At 59.0% G+C, this 18,803-nt stretch carries 18 protein-coding genes; 8 read left to right on the forward strand and 10 right to left on the reverse strand.

The annotated features are described in order from the left end of the window. Positions 1–26: 26 nt before the first annotated feature. Positions 27–449 (forward strand): DUF4864 domain-containing protein, encoded by a 423-nt coding sequence (locus FBZ99_RS01775; protein ID WP_113333784.1) that lies wholly within the window; start codon positions 27–29, stop codon positions 447–449. An 80-nt stretch (positions 450–529) separates the two neighbouring features. Here FBZ99_RS01775 and FBZ99_RS01780 read toward each other — a convergent pair whose 3' ends face one another. The 7 genes from FBZ99_RS01780 to coaD all read right to left on the reverse strand — a co-directional run bounded on the left by FBZ99_RS01780 (position 530) and on the right by coaD (position 6,394). After that, a complete protein-coding gene (locus tag FBZ99_RS01780; RefSeq protein WP_113352536.1) occupies positions 530–1,420 on the reverse strand; it encodes a cell wall hydrolase in 891 nt (296 codons plus the stop codon). A 253-nt stretch (positions 1,421–1,673) separates the two neighbouring features. Next, entirely contained in the window at positions 1,674–2,099 is a 426-nt protein-coding gene (locus FBZ99_RS01785) for a VOC family protein (RefSeq protein WP_113352537.1), read from the reverse strand. Positions 2,100–2,344: 245 nt separating this feature from the next. After that, the gene (tgt, locus tag FBZ99_RS01790) at positions 2,345–3,475 is read right to left on the reverse strand and encodes a tRNA guanosine(34) transglycosylase Tgt (RefSeq protein WP_113352538.1); all 1,131 of its coding nucleotides are present in this window, start codon (positions 3,473–3,475) and stop codon (positions 2,345–2,347) included. Between the two features lie 6 nt (positions 3,476–3,481). Continuing rightward, positions 3,482–4,567 (reverse strand): tRNA preQ1(34) S-adenosylmethionine ribosyltransferase-isomerase QueA, encoded by a 1,086-nt coding sequence (gene queA, locus FBZ99_RS01795; protein WP_113352539.1) that lies wholly within the window; start codon positions 4,565–4,567, stop codon positions 3,482–3,484. An 88-nt stretch (positions 4,568–4,655) separates the two neighbouring features. Beyond that, positions 4,656–5,165 (reverse strand): peptidylprolyl isomerase, encoded by a 510-nt coding sequence (locus tag FBZ99_RS01800; protein ID WP_092715425.1) that lies wholly within the window; start codon positions 5,163–5,165, stop codon positions 4,656–4,658. A gap of 114 nt (positions 5,166–5,279) precedes the next feature. Further along, positions 5,280–5,852 (reverse strand): peptidylprolyl isomerase, encoded by a 573-nt coding sequence (locus FBZ99_RS01805; protein ID WP_112421537.1) that lies wholly within the window; start codon positions 5,850–5,852, stop codon positions 5,280–5,282. Positions 5,853–5,881: 29 nt separating this feature from the next. Then, a complete protein-coding gene (gene coaD, locus FBZ99_RS01810) occupies positions 5,882–6,394 on the reverse strand; it encodes a pantetheine-phosphate adenylyltransferase (protein WP_113352540.1) in 513 nt (170 codons plus the stop codon). A gap of 202 nt (positions 6,395–6,596) precedes the next feature. On the opposite strand from coaD, the gene FBZ99_RS01815 reads away from it, so the two are divergent. The 4 genes from FBZ99_RS01815 to FBZ99_RS01820 all read left to right on the forward strand — a co-directional run bounded on the left by FBZ99_RS01815 (position 6,597) and on the right by FBZ99_RS01820 (position 8,350). Next, a complete protein-coding gene (locus FBZ99_RS01815; protein WP_233788709.1) occupies positions 6,597–6,821 on the forward strand; it encodes a hypothetical protein in 225 nt (74 codons plus the stop codon). A gap of 91 nt (positions 6,822–6,912) precedes the next feature. Next, entirely contained in the window at positions 6,913–7,071 is a 159-nt protein-coding gene (locus FBZ99_RS33005; RefSeq protein ID WP_015339886.1) for a hypothetical protein, read from the forward strand. Between the two features lie 39 nt (positions 7,072–7,110). After that, positions 7,111–7,245, forward strand: a complete 135-nt coding sequence (locus tag FBZ99_RS33750) for a hypothetical protein (RefSeq protein WP_257713997.1) — start codon at positions 7,111–7,113, stop codon at positions 7,243–7,245. A 214-nt stretch (positions 7,246–7,459) separates the two neighbouring features. Then, positions 7,460–8,350 carry an NAD-dependent epimerase/dehydratase family protein gene (locus tag FBZ99_RS01820; RefSeq protein WP_145631253.1) on the forward strand — a complete coding sequence of 297 codons (891 nt, stop codon included), beginning with the start codon at positions 7,460–7,462 and terminating at the stop codon, positions 8,348–8,350. A gap of 142 nt (positions 8,351–8,492) precedes the next feature. On the opposite strand, the gene gyrA is transcribed toward FBZ99_RS01820, so the two are convergent. Continuing rightward, the gene (gyrA, locus tag FBZ99_RS01825; protein ID WP_069612165.1) at positions 8,493–11,288 is read right to left on the reverse strand and encodes a DNA gyrase subunit A; all 2,796 of its coding nucleotides are present in this window, start codon (positions 11,286–11,288) and stop codon (positions 8,493–8,495) included. Between the two features lie 224 nt (positions 11,289–11,512). On the opposite strand from gyrA, the gene FBZ99_RS01830 reads away from it, so the two are divergent. Beyond that, positions 11,513–12,145 (forward strand): MarC family protein, encoded by a 633-nt coding sequence (locus FBZ99_RS01830; RefSeq protein ID WP_113389621.1) that lies wholly within the window; start codon positions 11,513–11,515, stop codon positions 12,143–12,145. Between the two features lie 432 nt (positions 12,146–12,577). On the opposite strand, the gene FBZ99_RS01835 is transcribed toward FBZ99_RS01830, so the two are convergent. Beyond that, on the reverse strand, positions 12,578–13,138 hold the full coding sequence (locus tag FBZ99_RS01835; protein ID WP_113389633.1) for a single-stranded DNA-binding protein: 561 nt from the start codon (positions 13,136–13,138) through the stop codon (positions 12,578–12,580). A 271-nt stretch (positions 13,139–13,409) separates the two neighbouring features. On the opposite strand from FBZ99_RS01835, the gene uvrA reads away from it, so the two are divergent. Beyond that, positions 13,410–16,331, forward strand: a complete 2,922-nt coding sequence (gene uvrA, locus FBZ99_RS01840; RefSeq protein ID WP_145631255.1) for an excinuclease ABC subunit UvrA — start codon at positions 13,410–13,412, stop codon at positions 16,329–16,331. Between the two features lie 32 nt (positions 16,332–16,363). Then, entirely contained in the window at positions 16,364–17,170 is an 807-nt protein-coding gene (locus FBZ99_RS01845) for a DUF72 domain-containing protein (RefSeq protein ID WP_113333773.1), read from the forward strand. Positions 17,171–17,172: 2 nt separating this feature from the next. On the opposite strand, the gene FBZ99_RS01850 is transcribed toward FBZ99_RS01845, so the two are convergent. Further along, on the reverse strand, positions 17,173–18,648 hold the full coding sequence (locus FBZ99_RS01850; RefSeq protein WP_113389618.1) for an NAD(P)H-hydrate dehydratase: 1,476 nt from the start codon (positions 18,646–18,648) through the stop codon (positions 17,173–17,175). Positions 18,649–18,803: the final 155 nt, after the last annotated feature.

Below are 18,803 nucleotides of genomic sequence, written 5' to 3' on the forward strand. Positions count from 1 at the left end.
CTCTTCTCACATGGCTGAGGATGCACATGCGCGCTTTTTCTTTCGCCGTTTTTCTCTGCTGCTTTGCCTTTATGCCGGTCGCTTACGCGGAAGATCCGGTGCAAACGGCACAGAGCCTCATTGAGCAACAAATCGAGGCTTTTCTGCAGGATGATGCGGCGACCGCCTATTCCTTCGCCGCACCCGGCATCAAGGCGCTCTTCCCGGATAAGGACAGCTTCTTCGCCATGGTGAGGAAGAACTATCTGCCGGTCTACCACCCGGGCAACTACGCCTTCGGCAAGAGCCGAGCGATCGACAACGGTGCCGTCGTCTATCAGGAGGTGCTGATCACCGGCACCGATGACAAGGACTGGACAGCGATCTATCAAATCACCCGCCAGCCCGACGGCAGCTATAAGATCAACGGCGTGCAAATTCTTGCCAAAACGGCGAGCGAGGGTATCTGAGGCATATTGCTCACCCCCCAAACGCAAACAGCGCGTCTCAAAGGAGAGACGCGCTGTCATAGGGCTTAGGCCGGATCTTATTAACCGCGAATTCTAAGCGGATTTCCTGCAGACGTATTGCCGTCGAATTCCGGCCGTGGCTGCGGGATGACGACCGTTGAAGCCGGCATAGGCGTATTCGTGTACGTGGTCTCGCCGTTCGGAAGTGGTCCTGAAATTGCCATGTCCGTAGGCGCGGGCGTCGGGATCGGAACTGCAGTTGGGATAACGATGGCGCTCTGCGGCATGGTCACCATCGGGTTCGAGACCGGCGTAAATGCCGCAACGGCAGACGTCGTGGACGCCGGCTGCGTTTCCGGCAGCACAAACGGAGATTGCGGCGCGCCCTGCGTGGGCACATAATTCATCGCAACCTCGTAAGCCGGAAGCGGCGCAGGCGTCTGCAATTCGCCATCGCGACCACGCTTCTCATAGAACGCGTTACCGCCGGCATAAGCGACGTAGTGCATATTGTCGTACGGGAATCTCAGGCCCTCAGTATGAAAGAACATCGCGTCCTTCACCTGGGGATGCCGTTCGCCGCGCAGGATCTTCGAGGCAGCAACTTCGAGATCTGGCTTTGCCTGATCCTTGACTTCCCTGGTCATCACGCCTGGCGCGAACTGCTTTTCCTGGGCAACTACGCCGCAGATCGTGGGCGGATAGGCCCCGGAGGTCAGCCTGTTCATCACGACCGTACCGACTGCCATGTAACCACTCGGGTCGGACCGCTCCGATTCGAAGTACATTGCACGTTCGAGACAGTCCTTGTCCTTCATCGTGTAATTATAGGTAACCTTCGCGCCACGAATGGGCTTGGTGGTATTGCTGGGGGTAGCTGTTGTCTTCTGCGTCGTCGTGCAGCTGGTAGCGGCTAGGCCGACAACCAATAGTCCCGAAAGACATGCCCCGAATTTGCGTTGCGCCCTCAACGGCAAGTGCCTCCTATTTTCGGTAGTACAGCCCTTATCGATTAAGAGAATGCGTTTTAGCCGGATTTTTTCAAAATTCCAAGCAGCCACGCAATCAAATCAGCCAATGACGTTTTTCAAAGGCGGATGGACCGTTTATTCCGATTCGCTATTTTTCCCAATGCTTTATTGTCGTCGAGCTCACTTTGAAACATGGCCGGAAACGGAAATTGCCCAAAGCAAGCCCGTTCCAGCCGGCTCAAAATGATGTTTGTTAAGGATAGCAATCAATCGATAATAAATGATTTACCAACAGAGCAAGCTCCATGCGCCAGCCGACCTCGACGAGGATTCGCCCCGGCGCGAAACAATAAAACGACCAATTGCCACGTATGGCCGAAGGTGGTTTCCAGATCTCGCAGCCGCTCGATTTCGCCCGTTCGAACAACAGATCGACGGCTTCTCGAGAGGGCTGCATGAAGCCGATATGATAGGTATTGCAACCGACGGAAACGCCATCGGCGCCGCCGAACTTCTCGACAGGCCGACTGATGACAAGTTCAAGCCCGGCATCATCGCGAAGGATGGCAAGGCCATTTGCGCCTCGCGTTTCCACCTCCCTCAGGCCAAAAACGGAAATAAAGAAATCCCGCGTCGCGGCGACATCGGGAACATACAGATCCAGGTGGTTCAGTCTCATGACAGCTCCAAAAGGCTTTCCCGCGGAGACATGTCGGTCGATCCGGCCCACGCCAACGCGGGACACTCGACCACAATGGTCAAGTTCCGCGTCGCGGGCTCTCATCACCAATGGCAAGGAGCAGTGCTTCCAGGCTGGAAGGGGTTGGGCCTACCGAAACCAACCCTGCCTTTTTCGACAGGCTTCTGTTAGCGCGAAATCGCCAGAGGAGCAAGATCGCGTAGCGTATCCTCAGCGTAGCTGGATCACGCCGGTTCGAGATCGCCCCTCGCCCAGTTCTCCATCGTTTCAGCCATGAAATCGGCAAAGCGGCCTTCGGCGATGGACTGGCGGATGCCCTGCATCAGTTCCTGATAGTAGGCAAGATTGTGCCAGGAGAGCAGCATGCCGCCGAGCGCTTCGTTGGCGCGGACAAGATGGTGCAGGTAGGCGCGGGAATAATCCCGCGAGGCCGGGCAGTTCGACTGCTCGTCGAGCGGGCGCATGTCTTCGGCATGGCGGGCATTGCGGATATTGACCTTGCCGCGACGGGTAAAGGCCAGTCCGTGACGGCCCGAGCGGGTCGGCATCACGCAATCGAACATATCGATGCCGCGAGCGACGGATTTGAGGATGTCGTCCGGTGTGCCGACACCCATCAGATAGCGCGGTTTATCTACCGGCAGTTCCGGAAGCGTGATCTCAAGCATGCGCAGCATGACTTCCTGCGGCTCGCCGACGGCAAGGCCACCGACCGCATAGCCCTTCAGATCCATGCCGCTCAGCGCCTGAGCCGACCGGACGCGAAGCTCCGGCACATCGCCGCCCTGGACGATGCCGAACATCGCTTTGCCGGGCTGGTTGCCGAAGGCGACCTTGCAGCGCTCCGCCCAGCGCAGCGACATTTCCATGGCACGCTCGATCTCCTTCGGCGTTGCCGGCAGAGCGACGCATTCGTCGAGCTGCATCTGGATATCGGAATCGAGCAGGCCTTGGATCTCGATCGACCGCTCGGGCGACATATGATGCAGGCTGCCGTCGACATGCGACTTGAAGGTAACGCCCTGCTCATCCAGCTTGCGCAGGCCCGAAAGCGACATCACCTGGAATCCGCCGGAATCGGTGAGGATCGGATGTGGCCAGCGGATCAGCTGATGCAAGCCGCCGAGGCGGGCGACGCGCTCGGCAGTCGGGCGCAGCATCAGATGATAGGTATTGCCGAGGATGATATCGGCGCCGCTTTCGCGCACCTGGTCGAGATACATCGCCTTGACGGTGCCGACCGTGCCGACGGGCATGAATGCCGGCGTGCGGATCGTGCCGCGCGGCATGGAAACTTCGCCGAGGCGCGCGCCGCCATCGGTCTTCTTCAATTGAAACTGAAAGCTCTCGCTCATTTCGTCCTAGTCTTTCCGGTGGAGCAGGCTGCCATCGCCGTAGGAATAGAAGCGATAGCCCGTCTCGATAGCATGTGTATAGGCCGCGCGCATCGTATCGAGGCCGGCAAAGGCCGATACGAGCATGAACAAGGTCGAGCGCGGCAGGTGGAAATTGGTCATCAGCATGTCGACGGCTTTGAAGCGATAGCCGGGCGTGATGAATATGCCCGTAGCACCCTGCCAGGGCTGGATGGCGCCGTCGTCTGCGGCGGCACTTTCGATCAATCGCAGCGACGTGGTTCCGACACAGACGATGCGCCCGCCCCTCGCCTTGACGGCATTGAGCCTTGCGGCAGTGGCGGCATCGACATAGCCGATCTCGAAATGCATCTTGTGATCGTCGGTATCGTCGGCTTTGACGGGCAGGAAGGTACCGGCTCCGACATGCAGCGTCACGAAATGCCGCTCGACATCAATGGCATCGAGTGCAGCAAACAGGGATGGCGTGAAATGCAGGCCAGCGGTAGGTGCCGCGACGGCGCCTTCTTCACGCGCGTAAATCGTCTGGTAATCGGCGCGATCGCGCTCGTCTTCGGGACGCTTCGCTGCGATATAAGGTGGCAGGGGAATATGCCCGACCGCGGCGATCGCTTCGTCCAACGCTGGGCCGGATAGATCGAACCGCAGAGTAATTTCGCCGCCCTCGCCCTTCTCCTCGACAGTCGCATCGAGCGAGCCCAGAACGCAGACATTTTCGCCATGACCGAACTGGATGCGGTCACCGATCTTGATGCGCTTTCCGGGCCTGGCAAAGGCCTTCCAGCAATCCGGCGCGGCACGCATGTGCAAGGTGGCCGAGACCTGCTGGCCAGGGGCGCCTTCGCGATGACGAATGCCTTCCAGCTGCGCCGGTATCACCTTTGTATCGTTAAAGACCATGGCATCGCCGGGGCGCAGGAAAGATGGCAAATCCCGCACCTGATGGTCGCTCAGCGTGTTGGCACCATCGTTTGGATCGACGACGAGCAGGCGCGCGCTATCGCGCGGCTCGGCGGGCCTGAGCGCGATACGCTCCTCCGGCAGATCGAAATCGAAAAGGTCAACACGCATTCAATTGGTCCAGGCAGTTCATTCAGGCAAAGCGAAACCCGCCCCTCACGCTAGCGGCGCAAGAGGCGGGTTTCAGGAATAATCACGATCAGACGTCGGCGGCAACCCGCGCGGATACGATCGAATCCGGATCCTTTACCGGCTCACCGCGCTTGATCTGGTCGACGAATTCCATGCCGGAGATGACCTGACCCCAGACGGAGTACTGCTTGTTCAGCCAGGGAGCATCCGCGAAGCAGATGAAGAACTGGGAATTGGCCGAGTTCGGGTTCTGCGAACGGGCCATTGAGCAGGTGCCGCGAATATGCGACGTCGCGGAGAACTCGGCCTTCAAATCCGGCTTGGAAGAGCCGCCCATGCCGGCACGGCCGGGATTGAAGGTTTCGCTGCCCTGCTTGCCGAACTGCACGTCGCCGGTCTGGGCCATGAAGCCATCGATGACACGATGGAAGACGACGCCATCATACGCCTTTTCGCGCGCAAGTTCCTTGATGCGGGCGACATGCTCGGGAGCAACCTGCGGCAGAAGCTGAATGACAACCTGGCCCTTGGTGGTTTCCAGGATGAGGGTGTTTTCTGGATCCTTGATCTCAGCCATGTTCGTTTCCTTGTTCTCTCTGTTTGCGCATGATCATAACTGGATCATGCAGCTTGCCTTGGCGCGATCTCGTCCAAAAGCCGCGCCGCGCCTTTTGGAATCACGCCCGTGAAATCACTTCTTGGTGACAGTAACCTTGATCATCTTGTCGGGGTTGCTCACTTCGCCGTTCTGGCCTTCGCCGCGCTTGATCTTGTCGACGAGCTCCATGCCCGAGATGACTTTGCCGACGACCGTGTACTGGCCGTTCAGGAAATCGCCATTGGCGAACATGATGAAGAACTGCGAATTGGCAGAATTCGGGTCCTGGGCGCGCGCCATGCCGACGGTGCCGCGCGTGAACGGAACCTTGGAGAATTCTGCCGGAAGGTTCGGCAGATCGGAACCGCCGGTGCCGGCCTTGTTCGGATCATACCCCTTGGAGGCATTGCCATACTGCACGTCGCCCGTCTGGGCCATGAAGCCATCGATGACGCGATGGAATACGACGTTGTCGTAGGCACCCTTCTTCGCCAGCGCTTCGATCTGCGCGACATGCTTCGGAGCAACTTCCGGCATCAACTGGATGACCACCGGGCCGTCCTTGAGCTGGATGGTCAAAAGATCTGCGGCTGCGGCCGAGAACGCGCTGCCTGCGAAGGCGGCAAGGCTCAGGAATCCTGCCAATGCAATATGAAAGAGTTTCATGGATGCTCCGTTCGGGATTGTATTTCGGCTCAGCTGTTGCCGCTGGCCTTATTTTTGAGTTTGCCGTTCAGCGCTTCCAGAACCGCTGACGGCACGAAGGCGCTGACATCGCCACCCATGGATGCGATCTGCCGCACCAATGTGGCGGTTATAGGCCGAGAGGCCGTACCGGCTGGCAGAAACAGCGTCTGGATATCCGGCGCCATCTGCCTGTTCATGCCAGCCATCTGCATTTCATAATCGAGATCGGTGCCATCGCGCAGGCCACGCACCAGCAAGGTCGCGCCATGGGCGCGGGCGGCATCGACGACCAGATTGTCGAAAGCGACGACGGAAATATCGCCCGCCTTTTGCGACAGAGCCTCACCGAGCGATCTGCGGATGAGCTCCGCCCGCTCCTCGAAGGAGAAAAGCGGCTTCTTGCCGGGGTGAATGCCAATCGCGACGATCACCTTGGCGGCGACGTTCAACGCCTGCACGAGGACATCCAGATGTCCGTTGGTCATCGGGTCGAAGGACCCAGGATAGAAGGCTGTCGTCATTACCAAGCCGGCTCGTTGTTTCGACGCCTTTTGTCATGGATGAGGCCGTATCGCAAGTGATTTGCAACCCAGCGGCCGCCTCTGAACTGCAGATGAACGCGCCGTTCAAGCCCGTTTCAGCTCGACAATGCTTTACTGACATCAACATCGAAACGGGCCTGCTTCAATGGCTCGCCAATCTCGATTTCAGGGACATCATGCCATGCTCGTCTTCATCATCGCAGGCGCCATCATCGGTTCATTTTTCGTCGAATACCTCGTTCATCTTTTCGCCGATAATTATGAGATCGAATGGGATTCCGCCTCGGAAAGCGGCAAGGACATCGATTTTGCCCAAGAAATCGCCACTGCTATGCGCAGGACGCATCGCGAATCTGAACGCCAGATGAACAAGGCATTCAAGGTCGCTTCAGACGCGCATTGCTAGATAGCTCTCAATATCGGCGGAACCATTTGGGAAACGCCGCGTTAACAGACCGAAACTCAGATCGCATATTGCGGCAAGAAGGAAGAAGAGTATGCCCGACAAGATCACCCTCATTAACGTTGTTTGGATGGCCATGATTTCGGGAATGCTCGCAGCAACCGTTGCGCTTTACGATCAGAAACCCGACCAGTCGAAGATCTACGGTCCCTTTGCTTCGGCTCGTCCCTTCGTTGCCTCGAGCCAGTACTAAGGGATCTGAACGCTAGTCCCACCAAAGGAGGGAGCGATCATGTTCACAATTTTGACGCTGCTTACACTTTTCATCAGCATCATGTTTGTCGTGTCAGTCGCATCCACCATTTCGGCGCTTCATCGCGAAAGCGAAGAGAGCAAGAGGCTGCATAAGCGTCACAAGACGCTCTGATCTCCGCGTACCGAGCATCTCTCCCCGCCATATGCTCGGATGGACCCTGAACCGGACGCTTTCCCCGCCAGCGTCCGGTTTTTTATTACCATTATGGTCCCGGCGCTTTCCCTTCAGGCCCTGCCGCAAAGACGCAAAATCGTGATTTTGCAAGGGAAAGAGCGCCAGCCGCTTCAATCATGCTATGATGATCGCGGTTCATCGAGGGATCGAGATGCGCGTTGTTCTGACAGGCAGCTCCGGGCGACTTGGCCGGGCGATCTTTAATGCGCTGGCGCCAAGCCATAGGGTGATTGGCATCGATCGTTCACCGTTTTCGACGACGCATCTCCTCGGAGATTTTGCCGATGCGGCGTTGCTGCGCCAGGCGCTGACGGGTGCGGATGCAGTCATCCATTGCGCGGCCCTGCATGCCCCTCATGTCGGCGCGGTTTCCGACGATGAATTTCGCCGCATCAATGTGGACGGAACACGGCAGCTTGCGGAAGCGGCACTGGCTGCCGGCGTTAAGAGACTGGTATTTACCAGCACGACCGCACTTTATGGTCGCGCCGTTGCTCCCGGTCATTGCACATGGGTCGATGAAGACACCGTACCGCAACCGAAAAGCATCTATCACCGCACGAAACTGGAAGCCGAGCAGATCCTTAAAGGGATGACTGGCCCGGATTTGCAGGTCCGCGTTTTACGCATGTCTCGAAGTTTTCCAGAAACAGCCAATGTAATGGCTATTCATCGCCTGCATCGCGGTGTCGATATCCGCGATGTCGCGGATGCCCATGTCGCGGCGCTGACGAATGGCGGCAAAGATTTTCAACGACATATTGTTTCCGCCGGCACGTTGTTCAAACCGGAAGATTGCGAGGCGCTCGCGGTGGACGCCGCCTCCATCATCCAGCTGCGCGCGCCTGGCCTTGCCGCCAAATTTGCACAGCGAAACTGGTTGCTGCCTGACAGAATTGATCGCATCTACGCGTCGAAATCTGCGGGCGCGGTCCTCGGCTGGCATTTCCGCTTTGGCTATGATGAGGTTTTCGGGCAGCTGGATCGGGAGAGCCTCGAGGTTCTGCCGCCTTTTTCGCAAAACTACGAACGCCCGGAATAACGGGTTGGGAAATGGCCGCCAGATCCGGGCAGGCCATGCTCCAAATGACAATCGCATGAGCCAGCTGCCAAGCTCATGCGATTGAAAATCTTCAGCTCCCAGATGGTCCTGCCGAACCCTTTCCGAGTAGGCACAGCGAAGACTATTCTTCGCTGCCACCCTCGCTACCGGCACCTCCTGCTTCACCGGCAGCGGCGTCATCCTCGGCTGCCGAAGCATCGTCCTCATCGCCTTCCGGCTCGCTGATACGCTCGACAGAGACGACCTTCTCATCCTTGGCGGTCGAGAAGATGGTGACGCCCTTGGTGGCGCGGCTGGCGATGCGGATGCCGCCGACGGGCACGCGGATCAGCTGACCGCCATCCGAGACAAGCATGATCTGATCGCCGTCCTCGACCGGGAAGGCAGCAACAAGCTCGCCAATCTCGCCCGTCTTCGACGTGTCGGTGGCGCGGATACCCTTGCCGCCGCGGCCGGAGATACGGAAATCGTAGGAAGACGAACGCTTGCCGAAACCCTTCTCCGAAACGGTCAGAACAAACTGCTCGAGCGCCTTGAGCTCCTCGTAGCGCTCATCGCTGAGCTGTCCCTCTTCGGTGACTTCTTCGCCGACCAGCGCAATCTCCTCGTCATCGCCCGTTGCGGAGCGGCGCTCGCTGACGGAGCGTTTGAGATAGGCCGCGCGCTCCCACGGCTCGGCATCCACGTGGCGGACGATCGTCATCGAGATGATGCGATCGCCGGATGCAAGGCTGATGCCGCGAACGCCGATGGAGTTGCGGCCGGCAAAGACGCGCACATCCGAAACCGAGAAGCGGATGCACTGGCCGAGCGCCGTCGTCATCAGCACGTCGTCGTGTTCGGTGCAGGTCTCGACGGAGAGGATTTCATCACCCTCTTCCTCGAGCTTCATGGCGATTTTGCCGTTGCGATTGACCTGCACGAAATCCGACAGCTTGTTGCGGCGCACGGTTCCGCGCGTCGTCGTGAACATGACGTCGAGATTGTCCCAGCTATCCTCATCTTCCGGCAGAGGCATGATCGTGGTGATGCGTTCGCCGGGTTCCAGCGGCAGCATGTTGATCAGTGCCTTGCCGCGCGATGTCGGCGTGCCGATCGGCAGACGCCAGACCTTTTCCTTGTAGACGATACCGCGGGACGAGAAGAACAGAACCGGCGTATGTGTATTGAGAACGAATAGCCGGGTAACGAAATCCTCGTCGCGGGTGGTCATTCCGGAGCGGCCCTTGCCGCCACGCCGCTGCGCACGATAGGTGGTCAGCGGCACGCGCTTGATATAGCCGAGATGGGACACGGTGACGACCATGTCCTCGCGGGCGATCAGATCCTCGTCGTCCATCTCGAGGCCGCCATCGACGATCTCGGTGCGGCGCGGCGTCCCAAATTCGTCGCGAACCGCAGCAAGCTCTTCTTTTACAATGGTTTGGATGCGGGCACGCGACGAGAGAATATCAAGGTAGTCCTTGATCTCGGCACCAATCTGATTGAGTTCCTCATCGATCTCGTCACGGCCGAGAGCGGTCAGGCGTGCCAGACGCAGCTCGAGAATGGCGCGGGCCTGCTCTTCCGAGAGGTTGTAGGTGCCGTCCTCATTAATGCGGTGACGCGGGTCATCGATTAGCCGGATAAGCGATTCGACGTCCGCTGCATTCCAGCGGCGCGTCATCAGCTCTTCACGGGCCGATTGCGGATCGGGCGCTTGCCGAATGACGCGGATGACTTCGTCGATATTAGCGACGGCAATGGCCAGACCTACCAAGACGTGGGCGCGATCGCGCGCCTTGCGCAGCAGATACTTGGTGCGGCGGCTGATGACTTCCTCACGGAACGCCACGAAAGCGCGCAGCATGTCCATCAGGTTCATCTGCTCCGGCTTGCCGCCGTTCAGCGCCACCATGTTGCAGCCAAAGGAGGTCTGCAGCGGCGTGTAGCGATAAAGCTGGTTCAGGATGACATCGGCATTGGCGTCGCGCTTCAGCTCGACGACAACGCGATAACCCTGGCGGTCGGATTCGTCGCGCAGATCCGAGATGCCTTCGATGCGCTTCTCGCGCACGAGTTCGGCCATCTTCTCGATCATCGACGCCTTGTTCACCTGATAGGGAATCTCGGTGATGATGATCTGCTCGCGATCGCCGCGCATCGGCTCAATGGTCGCGACACCGCGCATGACAACCGAGCCGCGGCCCGTCTCATAGGCGGAGCGGATGCCGGCGCGGCCGAGGATCTTCGCACCGGTCGGGAAATCCGGACCGGGGATGATCTCCATCATCTCAGGCAGCTCGATTGCCGGATTATCGATCAGCGCGATACAGCCATTGATGACTTCGGAGAGGTTGTGCGGCGGAATGTTCGTCGCCATGCCGACGGCGATGCCGCCCGAGCCGTTGACCAGCAGGTTCGGGAAGCGTGCCGGCAGAACCTTCGGCTCTTCCGTCGTCGCATCGTAATTTTCCTGGAAATCGACCGTTTCCTTGTCGATATCCTCAAGAAGTTCGTGGGCGACCTTCGTCAGGCGCGATTCCGTATAACGCATCGCCGCCGGCGGATCGCCGTCGATCGAGCCGAAATTGCCCTGCCCGTCGATGAGCGGCACCCGCATCGACCAGTCCTGCGCCATGCGGACCAAGGCGTCGTAGATCGAGGCGTCGCCGTGCGGGTGGTAGCTACCCATGACGTCAGCGACGGGACGGGCCGACTTCACATATTTGCGGTTCCAGTGATAGCCGCTCTGATGCGCCGCATAAAGGATGCGCCGATGAACGGGCTTCAGACCATCACGGACGTCGGGAAGCGCGCGGCTGACGATCACGCTCATGGCGTAATCGAGATAGGACCGCTGCATTTCCTCCATGATGGAAATCGGCTCGATGCCTGGCGGGAGCTTCCCGCCGCCGGGTGGTGTTTGCTCAGTCAAAACAGATCACGATCTCTTTTAGAATCACTGCGAAATTTATAGCCGAAAGGCCTGGCGAGCGCCAATTTGGGCCGGTGTTTTTGAACAGGTTTTGCCCCTTTAAGCCATGGAATCGAACATTTCCATGGCGAAATCCATCGACGCGGATGCATGGCCCTTTGCGAAAGCCCATTCCTCGCATAACAATGCCCGTTAACAACGACAGAATAAGCTCTGGGGACTATATGGCGAGCGCGGATACGCTGATCAATGCCTTCACGACTCTGCTTGTCACTGTCGATCCGCCGGGGCTCGCACCGCTTTTCATCGGACTTACGGCCGGCATGAACCGTTCAGAGCGCAAGCAAGTGGCGCTGCGTGGCTCGCTGATCGCCTTCTTCATTCTGGCAGCCTTTGCGCTCTTCGGTGCGAGTGTTCTTGGCGTCCTTGGCATCTCCATCGGCGCTTTTCGTATTGCCGGCGGGCTACTGCTCTTCTGGATCGCCTTCGAGATGGTGTTCGAGCGGCGGCAGGACAGGAAAGAGAAGACGACGGAAGTCGCCATTACCAAGGATCATATCCGCAATATCGCGGTTTTCCCCCTCGCCTTGCCCTTGATCGCCGGTCCCGGCGCCATCTCGGCGACAATCCTTTTGGCAGGATCGCTGCAAACCACGCTCGACCGCGCGCAACTGATCGGCGTCATCGCCGTCAATCTGGCCCTGGTCTTTGCGGCCCTTGCCATTTCCGACAGGCTCGACCGAATGCTGGGCGCCACCGGCCGCGCCATTCTGACCCGCCTGCTCGGGGTTATCCTTGCGGCGCTTGCCGCGCAGTTCGTCGTAGATGGGGCAAAAGCGGCGCTACAAGCAGGTTAAAGCTTTTATCGCTATCACCCGCGCTACACAGAACATCGTGTTTCGGTGTGCATTGAATAAGGATCGGCAATGTTTTTCAAAAACATAATCCGTGGATTCTTCAAGAAATATGGATATACTTTTATAAAGACGGAGTACTTGGTAGATGAAAAAGACACTGAATATGCGTCCATCAACATCGTTACAGAAGATAATCTACAGAAAAAGATTCTTTTTATTTATCTCGCTGACGAAGTATCCAGAACTCACATTTTAACGAAGGAGAACATCAAGGATACCATAGTGAGCTGCCAATTAATCCTAGAAGAATTAAACAATCAATCGGAAGGCTCGAATCCGCTCGATAGGTGAGCCTTCTGTCTGGCCGCGCTGTGCGTAAAATAGCTCACCTGAAGGTGAGCTATTGGATAGTTTAGCTGGCAAGCATATCGATCAGAACGGGATATCATCATCCAAATCGCGCGAGAAGTTACCGCCGCCCTGGCTGCTGCCACCACGGTTGCCGCCACTGCCGCGGGAAGAGCCCTGCGACGAGGACTGGCCGTAATCGTCGCCACCGTAGTCGCCGCCGTAACCACCGCCAAAGTCACCGCCGCCGCGGCCGCCACGGCTGCCGCCTTCCATGGAACCGCCGCCTTCGCCACGGCCATCAAGCATGGTCAGGGTCGAATTGAAGCCCTGCAGCACGACTTCCGTGGAGTAGCGGTCCTGACCGTTCTGATCCTGCCATTTGCGGGTTTGCAGCGCACCTTCGATGTAGACCTTGGCGCCTTTCTTCAAATACTGCTCGGCAACCTTGCAGAGGCCTTCATTGAAGATGACGACGCGGTGCCATTCGGTCTTTTCCTTGCGCTCGCCGGAATTGCGGTCGCGCCAGGTTTCCGAGGTAGCAATGTTGAGGTTGGCGATCGGGCGGCCGTCCTGCGTGCGGCGGATTTCCGGGTCCGCCCCGAGATTTCCAATCAGAATTACCTTGTTCACACTACCGGCCATGACATCACCCTGCTTGCCGCCCATCGACGGCTTTGAAATTCTATCTGCGCACCTTAACCCATAGCGGCTGTCAGGTGCTATTTATGCGGCCTTCCCAGTTCCGTTCATCCACAAAGAAATCGCCGCAATAATTTTGTTCTTTATTTGTTCTAATTTATCCCTATGATGATGTCAACGGAATCGAAAACCCGGCTCTACCCTTCATTTCAGCCTCGACTCGCGGGCTGACATCACTAAATAAAGGCAGACTCCAAGGGACCTGCATACGACGATGAGCGAACTGAAGACTATTTCCATACGTGGTGCGCGCGAGCACAATCTCAAGGGCATCGATCTTGACCTGCCACGCAACAAGCTGATCGTCATGACCGGCCTTTCCGGCTCCGGGAAATCGTCGCTCGCCTTCGACACCATCTATGCCGAGGGCCAGCGCCGCTATGTCGAAAGCCTTTCGGCATACGCACGCCAGTTCCTCGAAATGATGCAGAAGCCGGATGTCGACCAGATCGACGGCCTCTCGCCGGCGATTTCGATCGAGCAGAAGACGACCTCGCGCAATCCGCGCTCGACGGTCGGCACGGTCACTGAAATCTACGACTATATGCGTCTGCTGTTTGCCCGCGTCGGCGTTCCCTATTCGCCGGTCACTGGCCTGCCGATCGAGAGCCAGACGGTCAGCCAGATGGTCGATCGCGTTCTCGCTTATGAGGAAGGTACGAGGCTTTATATTCTCGCGCCGCTCGTGCGCGGGCGTAAGGGCGAATATAAGAAGGAACTGGCGGAGCTCATGAAAAAGGGCTTCCAGCGCGTCAAGGTCGACGGCCAGTTCTACGAGATCGCCGATGTGCCGGCGCTCGACAAGAAATACAAGCACGACATTGATGTGGTCGTCGACCGTATCGTCGTACGTCCGGACATGGCGGCGCGTCTCGCTGACAGCTTCGAGACCTCTTTGCGGCTTGCCGACGGTCTTGCCGTCGCGGAATTCGCCGACAAGCCGTTGCCGCCGGAGGAGACCGCTGCCGGCGGCTCCGCCAACAAGTCGCTGAACGAAACACATGAGCGCGTGCTTTTCTCGGAGAAATTTGCCTGCCCGGTTTCCGGCTTCACCATTCCGGAAATCGAGCCGCGTCTGTTCTCGTTCAACAATCCCTTCGGCGCCTGCCCGTCCTGTGACGGTTTGGGCTCGCAGCAGAAAATCGATCCGGAACTGATCGTGCCGGAACCCGAACGCACGCTGCGCGATGGCGCGATCGCGCCCTGGGCCAAGTCGACCTCGCCCTATTACAATCAGACGCTGGAGGGGCTCGGCAAGCACTACGGCTTCAAGCTCGGCAATCGCTGGAATGAGCTGTCCGACAAGGCCAAGGATGTCATTCTGAACGGCACGGAAGACAAGATAGAATTCCACTATGCCGATGGCGCGCGCTCCTACACCACGCACAAGAATTTCGAAGGCATCGTGCCGAACCTCGAGCGCCGCTGGAAGGAAACGGATTCCGCCTGGGCGCGCGAGGAGATCGAACGCTTCATGTCGGCCGCCCCCTGCCCGGCCTGCAACGGCTATCGCCTGAAACCGGAAGCCCTGGCGGTCAAGATCGACAAGCTGCACATCAGCCAGGTGGCGGAGATGTCGATCCGCGTTGCCCGCGACTGGTTTGACGCGCTGCCGGGAACATTCACTGACAAGCAGAACGAGATTGCTGTCCGCATCCTCAAGGAAATCCGCGATCGCCTGCGCTTCCTCAATGATGTCGGCCTCGAATATCTGAGCTTGTCGCGTAATTCGGGCACGCTGTCCGGCGGTGAGAGCCAGCGCATCCGGCTGGCATCGCAGATCGGTTCGGGATTGACGGGCGTTCTCTACGTTCTCGACGAGCCCTCCATTGGGCTGCATCAGCGCGACAACGCCCGCCTGCTGGAGACGCTGAAGCATCTGCGCGATATCGGCAACACCGTCATCGTCGTTGAGCACGACGAGGATGCGATCCTGACGGCCGACGATGTCGTCGATATCGGTCCCGCAGCCGGCGTGCATGGCGGCCAGGTGGTGGCGCATGGCACACCGCAGGATATCATGGCGAACCCGAAGTCACTGACCGGTAAATATCTGTCCGGCGAGCTCGGCGTGCCGGTTCCGGATGAACGCCGCAAGCCCAAAAAGGGCAAGGAAATCAAGGTTGTCGGCGCGCGCGGCAACAACCTGAAGAACGTCACGGCATCCATCCCGCTCGGCGTGTTTACGGCGGTCACAGGCGTTTCCGGCGGTGGTAAGTCCACCTTCCTGATCGAGACGCTTTACAAGTCGGCGGCACGCCGCGTCATGGGTGCCCGCGAGATTCCTGCCGATCATGACCGTATCGACGGTTTCGAGCATATCGACAAGGTCATCGATATCGATCAGTCACCGATCGGCCGCACGCCGCGCTCGAATCCGGCGACCTATACCGGCGCCTTCACTCCGATCCGCGACTGGTTCGCCGGATTGCCGGAAGCCAAGGCGCGCGGCTATCAGCCCGGCCGTTTCTCCTTCAACGTCAAGGGCGGCCGCTGCGAGGCTTGCCAGGGCGACGGCGTCATCAAGATCGAGATGCACTTCCTGCCCGATGTTTACGTCACTTGCGACGTCTGCCACGGCAAGCGCTACAATCGCGAGACCCTAGACGTCACCTTCAAGACCAAGTCGATCGCCGATGTGCTCGACATGACGGTCGAGGAAGGCGTCGATTTCTTCGCGGCCGTTCCCGCCGTGCGCGACAAGCTGCAGAGCCTGAAGGACGTCGGCCTGGGCTATATCAAGGTCGGGCAGCAGGCCAATACGCTTTCGGGTGGCGAGGCGCAGCGCGTCAAACTAGCCAAGGAGCTGTCGAAGCGATCGACCGGCCGCACGCTCTACATCCTCGACGAGCCCACAACCGGGCTGCACTTCCACGATGTCGCCAAGCTTCTGGAGATGCTGCACGAACTGGTCAATCAAGGAAATTCGGTTGTCGTCATCGAACACAATCTCGAAGTCATCAAGACTGCCGACTGGATCCTCGATTTCGGTCCGGAGGGCGGTGATGGCGGCGGCGAGATCGTGGCTGTCGGCACGCCGGAGACGATTGTCAAGGAAAAGCGCTCCTATACGGGGCAGTTCCTGAAGGAGTTGCTGGAGCGGCGCCCGGTGAAGAAGGTTGCGGCGGCGGAGTGAGATTGACCGGCCGAATGGCCAAGGAGGAGAGAATGACCAAAGCGGGCGAAATCCGCACAGGCATAGGCGGCTGGACCTTCGAACCTTGGCGCGGGACCTTCTATCCCGACACGCTGAAGCAGAAAGACGAGCTGAATTATGCCAGCCGCCAGCTGAAAGTGATCGAGGTCAACGGCACCTATTACAGCACGCAAAAGCCTGAAGTGTTTGCCAAATGGGCGGCCGATGTTCCCGATGGCTTCATCTTCTCCCTGAAGGCGACACGTTTCGTCACCAACCGGCGGGTTCTTTCCGAAGCCGGTGAATCGATGCAGAAGTTCCTGGAATCCGGCATCAGCGAGCTCGGCGATCACCTCGGCCCGCTGCTCTGGCAGTTCGCACCGACGAAGAAATTCGATCCGGATGATTTCGAGGCTTTCCTCAAGCTGCTACCGGCGAAGCAGGATGGTCTTGCGCTGAGACACGTCGTCGAGGTCCGGCACGATTCCTTCAAAGTGCCGGAGTTCGTCGCGCTGCTCGAAAAATACAATGTCGCGCCCGTTTGCGCCGAGCATTTCGAGTATCCGATGATTGCGGATGTCACGGCAGACTTCGTCTATGCCCGCCTGCAGAAGGGATCGGACGATATCAAGACCTGCTATCCGCCGAAGGATCTGAAAGCCTGGGCGGATCGCTTGAAAAGCTGGGCCGCCGGAAGGGTACCGGACGATCTGCCGCTGATCGATGCAAAGCGTAAGGTCAAGGAGGAGCCGCGCGATGTCTTCGCCTTCATGATCCATGAAGGCAAGGTAAATGCGCCGCCCGGTGCGATCGCCCTGCAGCAGGAAGTTGCGAAATAGCGCTATAGCGGTTTAACGGCTGCGACGAGGTCTTCGGCGGTCAGCCCCTTCCCGGCATGTTGACCGGCAAGCCCATGCAGCCAGACGCCGGCGGCGGCCGCCTCGAAGGCCGGCGCCCCCTGCGCCATCAGGCCGCCGACAATGCCGGCAAGTACGTCGCCGGAGCCGGCGGTCGCAAGCCAGGGTGGCGCATTGGCGTTGATCAGTGCTCTGCCGTCCGGAGCGGCGATGACGCTATCGGCACCCTTGTAGATGATGGCGGCGTGAGCTCTGGCTGCCGCCGCCCTCGCCTTGTCGACCTTGCTCAAGCTTTCGTCCGCAGCGATATCGGGAAAGAGCCGGCCGAACTCTCCCTCATGGGGTGTCAGCACCAAGCGTGTCGGTCCTTCGGCAAAGGCATCGAACAGCCGTTGCGGCTCGTCGCGAAATGAGGTGATGCCGTCGGCATCCAGCACCAGGTGGCGATCCGCGAGCGCGAAGCAGAATTGCCGCGCCTTTTCGCCGGCGCCGAAGCCAGGCCCAAGAATGAAGCTCGAAAGGCGTTTATCGGCAAGCCATTCGAGCAATGAGGCTTCATCCGCGATGGAATGCAGCATGATTGCCGTCAGCAGGCCGGCATTGACATCAAGCGCTTCTGGCGGCGAGGCGATGGTGACGAGCCCTGCCCCCGCCTTCAACCCGGCCATGGCGGACATGCGCGCGGCACCTGTCGCGTTCGGCCCGCCCGAGAAGACGACGAGATGGCCGCGCTTGTATTTGTGCGTATCGACGCCCGCCGAAGGTATGGCCGCCTGCCATTGTGCCGGCTTGTTTTCGGCGAGCGAGCGATCGGCGTGCGCGCGGACGATGCGGTCGGGAATGCCGATGTCGAAAACCTCCAGCTCGCCGCACAGATCGCGACCGGGCAAGAGAAGATGGCCCGGCTTGCGCGTCATGAAGGTCACCGTGTGCGCGGCGTGGAAGGCTGCACCGAGAACCTGACCGCTACGACCATCGAGACCCGACGGAAGATCGACTGAAATCACGGGAATATCAGCAGCCGCGACGCGAGCGATAACGGCGGCCACGTCATCCGGAACCGGCCGCGACAGGCCCGCGCCGAAGATCGCATCGATCACGACGTCGCCAGCCAGTGGAATAAAGCCCTCGATCGTCTCGCCCGCGACCGGGCAATCAGCAAAAGCACTGATAGCATCGCCCTTGAGCCGCTGGGGATCGCCAAGACGGAAAAGCCGCACGTCGGCCCCGGCCTGTTTCAGCGCGCGCGCTGCCACATAGCCGTCGCCGCCATTGTTTCCCGGTCCACAGAGAACGGCATATCGGACGGCTCCGGGAAAGTGCCGGAGCGCGACGGCAGCAACCGCCTGCCCTGCCTTCTCCATAAGCCCGTAGGAATCGATGCCGGATGCGGCTGCGGCGCGGTCGACGGCAGACATGGCGTCGGGGGTGAGGAGCAGATCGGTGAGCGGCAACATCATGGCGGATATTATAGATGCGAAATCTGCCTCAAAAACAACCGCTATTCCGGTGGCCATTTTGGTCGATAAATATGCATTTGCATAAAAATTAAACAATAACATTCAAGGCCTTGCCGAAGCACAAACCTGCGGCGCGTGGCTCTTTTTTGCGAAAT

It is taken from the genome of Rhizobium sp. ERR 1071 (genome assembly GCF_007828675.1).
GTDB lineage: Bacteria > Pseudomonadota > Alphaproteobacteria > Rhizobiales > Rhizobiaceae > Rhizobium > Rhizobium dioscoreae.